General features: G+C 34.2%; 7 protein-coding genes. 4 read left to right on the forward strand and 3 right to left on the reverse strand.

Translation table 11 applies throughout. The annotated features are described in order from the left end of the window. Positions 1-4: 4 nt before the first annotated feature. The gene (locus HRU49_RS03385; RefSeq protein WP_296354167.1) at positions 5-1,195 is read left to right on the forward strand and encodes a DUF1501 domain-containing protein; all 1,191 of its coding nucleotides are present in this window, start codon (positions 5-7) and stop codon (positions 1,193-1,195) included. A 195-nt stretch (positions 1,196-1,390) separates the two neighbouring features. Here HRU49_RS03385 and HRU49_RS03390 read toward each other — a convergent pair whose 3' ends face one another. Genes HRU49_RS03390 through HRU49_RS03400 form a run of 3 tightly spaced genes read right to left on the reverse strand, consistent with a single transcriptional unit; the run spans position 1,391 to position 4,181 of the window. After that, a complete protein-coding gene (locus HRU49_RS03390) occupies positions 1,391-2,524 on the reverse strand; it encodes an ATP-binding protein (protein WP_296354169.1) in 1,134 nt (377 codons plus the stop codon). Between the two features lie 24 nt (positions 2,525-2,548). Further along, positions 2,549-3,307, reverse strand: coding sequence for an SDR family NAD(P)-dependent oxidoreductase (locus HRU49_RS03395; RefSeq protein WP_296354171.1), 759 nt, complete (start codon positions 3,305-3,307; stop codon positions 2,549-2,551). A gap of 10 nt (positions 3,308-3,317) precedes the next feature. After that, positions 3,318-4,181, reverse strand: a complete 864-nt coding sequence (locus tag HRU49_RS03400) for an aldo/keto reductase (RefSeq protein WP_296354174.1) — start codon at positions 4,179-4,181, stop codon at positions 3,318-3,320. Between the two features lie 210 nt (positions 4,182-4,391). On the opposite strand from HRU49_RS03400, the gene HRU49_RS03405 reads away from it, so the two are divergent. The 3 genes from HRU49_RS03405 to HRU49_RS03415 all read left to right on the forward strand — a co-directional run bounded on the left by HRU49_RS03405 (position 4,392) and on the right by HRU49_RS03415 (position 6,942). Further along, a complete protein-coding gene (locus HRU49_RS03405) occupies positions 4,392-4,637 on the forward strand; it encodes a hypothetical protein (protein WP_296354176.1) in 246 nt (81 codons plus the stop codon). Between the two features lie 364 nt (positions 4,638-5,001). Further along, the gene (locus tag HRU49_RS03410; protein WP_296354178.1) at positions 5,002-6,003 is read left to right on the forward strand and encodes a MoxR family ATPase; all 1,002 of its coding nucleotides are present in this window, start codon (positions 5,002-5,004) and stop codon (positions 6,001-6,003) included. Positions 6,004-6,075: 72 nt separating this feature from the next. Beyond that, a complete protein-coding gene (locus tag HRU49_RS03415; protein WP_296354180.1) occupies positions 6,076-6,942 on the forward strand; it encodes a DUF58 domain-containing protein in 867 nt (288 codons plus the stop codon). Positions 6,943-6,945 lie beyond the last annotated feature (3 nt).

Raw genomic sequence — 6,945 nt, forward strand, 5'->3', positions numbered from 1 at the left:
TACAATGAAGAGACGTCATTTCATAAAAAATACATCATTAGCCACTGGGATGGCCTTGGTCCCAAACTTTCTTAAGGCCTTTGACGACTTAATGCCTGAAATATTGAGCCATAGGAATTTAGTGGTTATTCATCTCGAAGGTGGTAATGACGGGCTAAATACAATAGTTCCTTTTAATAATGATATTTACTTTAATTCGCGTCCGAAGATTGCTATAAAAAAGCAAAACACCATTAGATTAAATGATGATTTAGGATTCCATAAAAGTTTAGCACCACTAAAACGTCTTTTCGATTCAGGTCATTTAAGTATTATAAACAATGTAGGCTATCCTAATCCAAGTCGATCACATTTTGTGTCTTCGGACATTTGGCAAACAGCAAGCAGTCATGAAAGCATTCAGACGTCTGGGTGGATTGGTCGTTACCTTGATAAATATGGAAAGATGCCATACGATGCCATACAGATAGATGATGATTTGTCCTTAGCGCTTCGTGGTGTTCATCGCAACGGTATTGCTACGCGAAATGCAAAACAACTATACCGTTCTTTACAAGAATCTAATTTTAATGAGATATTATCTTATTATGAGAAAGAGCATCATGCCGAACACAATTTAGGATACTTATATCAAACAATGATTGACTCTAAATCGTCGGCGAGGTATCTATATGAGACGGTACATGATTCAAAGTTGTCCGATAAATATCCAAAATCAGGTTTATCTGGTCAACTAAAAGTTATAGGTCAGTTTATTAATTCTGGTTTAGATACGCACATATATTATGCCAAGTTAAAAGGGTTTGACACTCATGCCTCTCAATTAGGTAAACAAGACAAGTTGTTAAAAGTCTATGCAGAAGCTATTGATGTATTCGTAAAAGACTTAAAGAAAACTAATCGATTTAAGGATACTTTAATTTTAACGTTTTCAGAATTTGGTAGACGCGTTAAGCAGAACTTTAGTAATGGAACAGATCATGGTGCAGCAAATAATGTTTTTGTTATTGGCGAAACTTTAAAAAAATCTGGCTTATACAATGATTTAGCCACACTCCAAGACTTAGATGCTAATGGTGATATAAAATATGAAGTAGATTTTAGGTCTATATATCAAACGATTCTCACAAACTGGCTACAAGTATCAGCTGAGGGTATTGTTAATTCGAGCCAGAAAAATTTAGGATTTATATAAAAAAACCTTGTTCAGAACTGGTTTTATTAGTCAAAACAAGGTTGTGTAATTGTTTAATAGCAAATCAAAGATGCGAGATATTCTTTTCGATTCTGGAATTTTTTGATGAATGGTAGTAAAAAATGTATAATCTGTACCTTTTTAAAATTTAGTCCGATGAGTTGCAAATAATTTGGCTAAAATCATCGTTTTAACTTAGTTGTATTTGACTTTTCTTAAGATTCTCATGGTTTCTTTATAGGATTTATATAACTCGGAATTATATTTTTTAATGTAAAGTTTAGAATATTCTAGTTTAGGTAAGGCTTCTTCAAAGCCGTTAAGGTAGCAGATCAGGTAACTGGCTGCTAAACTTTCTAGATCTTTAATTTCTCGATTTGCCAAAGTGATGCCTTTTTCTAGTTTTTCTAAAATGGCATTATTGGTATTATATATGTGATGTAGGACTTTTTTATCAAATTGCGGAGGTTCAAAAATTAAGTCAACATGTATAGAATAGCTGGCATTATTATCAAAGCTAATAATTTTTTCTTCGAGCTTATAATACCTGTAAGATTGTTGCAGACCTAAACGAACATATTCTATTATTCTAAAAGAATCGTCATTATAAAAAATAGCAACCTCATCTAATGCAGAGTAAAATAATCGTACTTGTTCGTTTATTAATTCAATATCTACTCTTGAGTAAAATACTTCGTCCTTAACATTCTTTTTCTGTCCAGACCAGCATAGGACAAAGTACTCTTTAAAAACTTTATATTTTGGATCAAAGTCCTGTCTTTTATTTAGGAAATCAAATACCCCGTCAAGTGTCAGTTGAATGTTGCTTTGAGCATGATTCTCTATTGCAGAGACAATTTTAGAGTTAACATCTTTAATTTTTATATCAAAGACTTTAGGCATGCTCATACTGCCATCTCTAAAGAAAACGGATCCTCCGTAATATTTCCAAATATTTTTTCGTAATGCTGTAATTTCTTCGTTGGGTCTAATAGTAACCAGTCCAACCACCTTATCATCTGGTAAATGTGGGAAAGGAATATTTTCGTATTGAACAATGGGTGGATTGGTCAGATAAGCATTGATAAGATTTTGAATCTTGCTATCATCAAAAAAATCGACTCCTGTGATTTTATTATCTTCATCATCAACACCAATAACGATGTAAGAGTTATTTTTTGGATTACTGTTTGATAGTGCACAAATATGCTTTAAAAACTTGGCCTTACCTTCCTTATAACTAATATCGACTTTACGTTTCTTATCATAAAAACTATTCTCATCATTATGAGCCAGAAGATTTTTAATAAGTAAACGTTTATTAATCATACATTTTTTACTCTACCTTCAATACTATTGGGAATCGGTTTTATTGACTATGGTTGAATTGGCTTGTGCAGTGCAGAACATAAGTACATCTGCAATATTAACGTGAGCAGGTCGTGACACCGCAAAATAAATAACGTCAGCCACATCTTTTGCTTGCAATGCTTTATAGCCTTTATACACACTGTCTGCTTGCTCACCGCCTTTGAAACGTACTCGAGAAAATTCGGTTTCTACGAGACCAGGATTGATCGCTGTAACTTTTATTCCGAATGGATTGAGATCAATACGCATGCCTTCTGTAATTGCTAAAACGGCATGTTTGCTGGCGCAATACACATTTCCTTTAGGGTATACTTCTTTACCAGCAGAAGAGCCAATATTAATTATATGACCAAACTTTCGATTAGTCATTCCTGGAATTATAGCCTTACTAACATAAAGTAAACCTTTTACATTGATGTCCATCATGGCATCCCAATCGTCAAGACTTCCACTTTGTATAGGATCTAAACCATGAGCATTTCCCGCATTATTGATAAGAATATCAATATCCTGAAACTGCTTGGGTAATGAGCTAATCGCCTCTAAAGTTTTAGTCTTGTCTCGTACATCGAAATTAAGTGTACAAACATCCGTTTGTTTAGAAAGTGCACGTTCTATACTTTCAAGTCGTTCTTGTCTCCTACCACATAAAACTAGCCGGATGCCGTGTTTTGCAAATTCTTCTGCTGTAGCCTTACCAATGCCACTTGTTGCTCCTGTAATTAGTGCTATTTTAGCCATATTTTCAATTTTATGGGACCTTATGGCCTTGACTTGCTACTAAAATTAAAAACCAATCTTCCAATTCTAAATCTATTTCAGCAGCCTGAATAGCATTGCTTAGTCTTGTTTTATTGGTTGTACCAACAACAGGATGTATGTTAGATGGATGTTTCAAAATCCAAGCTAGTAATAGTTGATCTTCGGTAGCATTATACTTATCCATAAGCTCACCCAGTTGTTTATGAATGCGTCTGGTTTGTTCGGTATTTTCTCTAAAGACAGTACCTAGTGGTGACCAAGACATTGGTTTTATACCGCATGTTTGCATGTAATCTAAAGTGCCATCATGCATTGCGGAATGCTGGGTCAATGAAAATTCTATCTGATTGACATCAATGTCCATGCGTAAGCCGATCATTTCCATTTGAGCAGGTGTAAAATTAGAGACTCCAAAATCTCTAATTTTTCCTTGCTTTTTAAGTATGGTAATGGCTTCAGCAATTTCTTCGGCAATCATTAAAGGACTTGGTCTGTGAAGCAATAAAAGATCTAAATATTCAGTTTGTAAGTTCTTCAAGGATTCTTCAACAGACCAGATAATATAGTCTTTACTGTAATTGTAATGCTTCACTTTATTGTTGCGATTGTCGCACATATACTGAATACCACATTTGGATATCAACTGAATATCTTCGCGCTTTATTCCAGACTCAATAAAGGCCTTTCCAAAGTCGGCCTCGGTTGTGTAAGCTCCATAAATATCGGCATGGTCGAAGGTGGTTATTTTATGATCCAAGCAATGTTGCATCAATTCTGTCATATCGTGTTTTGAAAGTTGTTTGCCCCAACCTCCCCAGGTCATCGTACCTGCAATTAATCGAGAGTATCTCACTTTTTTCTGTTTCTACGGATTTTTATGCATTATGTGTATAAAAATACTCAAAACATTAGGATTGCGGTATCCTTGTTATGTAATTATTACACAAGCCCAAATCATGAAACAATTACAACCTTAAAAAATCAATTATTTTACTGCTATTATTTACTTTTTTTTGAGTTGTTTGAAAGACGAGGTTCATCCATCTACAAACGTTACCAATATTTGGTTAAACTTAAAAATACGCTTGGTCAATTAGATAATGTTTATATAGATATTGGTCATATTGTAATTAAAGTAAGAAATACTAACGAAGCCGACGGATGGCTTAGTTTAGTAGCAGAAAATTCAGATTTTATAGTGCCTGTAGTTTTTCTGACAGTAAGCCTTTATTACTTATTGATAACTTCGAAATTGAAACTAATTATTTGCATGAAATTAGATTGGTTTTGGGTGATGGCAACTTTATGAATATCAATAATGTTTTATATAGTTTAGACGGTTCTAATACTGGGAATACCAACCTATCAAATTTAATTGATACGCAGTTGAAACCTAAACGTCAAATGATGTTACAATCGAAATCAATGTTGATGCCTCAATCAGATATAATGAAAGTGAAATATGATGGTATTAAATCCACAATTATACACCGAAATATGACAAATTGAATATGAATTGCGTTAATCCATAATTAATAAAGGAAGAAGGGCGAAACTTAGCTGTTTTACGCTTTATTTTTTAACCAATTGTTAACAGCAACTACGAAATTATTTTAACATTTTGCATCTTTATAAAAACAGAAAAAAAAGATCGTTCTAAAACCCTTAATAACATGGAAGATACGAGTACAATTGATATAAAATCAATTAATGAAAAGATAGAGAAAGAAAGTGCATTTGTAGACCTACTCACCTTAGAAATGAATAAGGTAATTGTTGGACAAAAACATATGGTAGAACGACTGTTAATAGGATTATTAGGACAAGGCCACATTTTGTTAGAGGGTGTTCCTGGTTTGGCCAAAACATTAGCCATCAACACCTTATCAAAAGCTATTGATGCGAGTTTCAGTAGAATTCAGTTTACTCCAGATTTACTGCCAGCTGATGTTGTTGGTACCTTAATTTACAACATTAAGGAGAACGATTTCTCAATCAAAAAAGGGCCAATATTTGCCAATTTTGTATTAGCCGATGAGATTAATAGAGCTCCTGCCAAAGTGCAGTCAGCTTTATTAGAAGCTATGCAGGAAAAGCAGGTTACAATTGGTGATGAGACTTTTGGATTAGACCGACCATTTTTAGTTATGGCAACTCAAAACCCTGTTGAGCAGGAAGGAACATATCCATTACCAGAGGCACAAGTCGACCGTTTTATGCTGAAAACGGTTATCGATTACCCAAAGTTAGAAGAAGAACAACTTATTGTGAGAGCTAACTTAAAAGGGGCTTTTGACAAAGTAAATCCTGTAGTGTCCATTAAACAAATCATTAATGCCCAAGAAGCAGTGCGTGAGGTATATATGGATGAAAAAATTGAGAAGTATATTTTAGATATTATATTCGCGACACGTTATCCTGAAAAATATAGACTTGGTGATTTAAAAGCATTAATATCGTTTGGAGCATCCCCTCGTGGCAGTATTAATTTGGCAACTGCAGCAAAATGTTACGCATTCATAAAGCGCAGAGGTTATGTTATCCCAGAAGATGTTCGCGCTGTGGTATATGATGTATTGCGTCACAGAATAGGAATAACTTACGAAGCAGAAGCTGAAAATGTAACTTCAGAAGATATCATTCATAAGATCGTCAACGAAATCGAAGTGCCATAAATTTGAGATTTGAGAAACTCGATCACGATTATAAGAATCGTCAATCACCAATCTTCTTTCGAAAGTTGAAATATGGATACTAAAGAACTTCTAAAAAAAGTACGAAAAATTGAGATTAAGACGCGTCGCTTGTCTGATCATATTTTTGGTGGAGAATACCACTCCACCTTCAAAGGCCGTGGTATGACTTTTTCTGAAGTGCGTCAATATCAATACGGAGATGATGTTAGAAATATAGATTGGAACGTTACTGCACGTTATAATGAGCCTTTTGTAAAAGTTTTTGAGGAAGAGCGTGAACTAACCATGATGCTGATGGCAGATGTTTCCGGAAGTAAATTTTTTGGAACTCAGAATCAGTTTAAGGATGAAATTGTTACTGAAATTGCAGCAACGCTAGCATTCTCTGCCACTCAGAATAATGACAAAATCGGTCTCATTTTGTTTTCTGATGAAATCGAACTATACATTCCACCAAAGAAGGGACGTTCACATGTATTGCGAATTATTAGAGAATTATTAGAATTTCAACCAAAAAGTAAGAGTACAGATATTGCTCAAGCTTTAAAGTTTTTGTCTAACGTTATGAAGAAGAAAGCCATTGTTTTTGTGCTTTCGGATTTTATAGCAGATGATTATAAACAAACGTTAAAAATTTCTGCGGGGAAGCACGATATTACGGGTATTAGAATTTATGATAGGCATGAAGAAAGCATTCCAAATATTGGGATGGTGCAAATGCAAGATGAAGAAACAGGTGAATTAATGCTTGTGAATACGGCATCTAAAAAGGTAAGAAACAATTACAGCAAATTCTACAGTGAGAAAGTAAATTACTTTAAGGATACATTCACAAAATCAGGTGCTGGAACTGTAGACTGTAGGGTCGACGAAAGTTATGTAAAGAAACTATTAGGTTATTTTAAACGAAGAGGGTAACAC

Origin of the sequence: Winogradskyella sp. (genome assembly GCF_013213975.1) — a bacterium.
Classification (GTDB): domain Bacteria; phylum Bacteroidota; class Bacteroidia; order Flavobacteriales; family Flavobacteriaceae; genus Winogradskyella.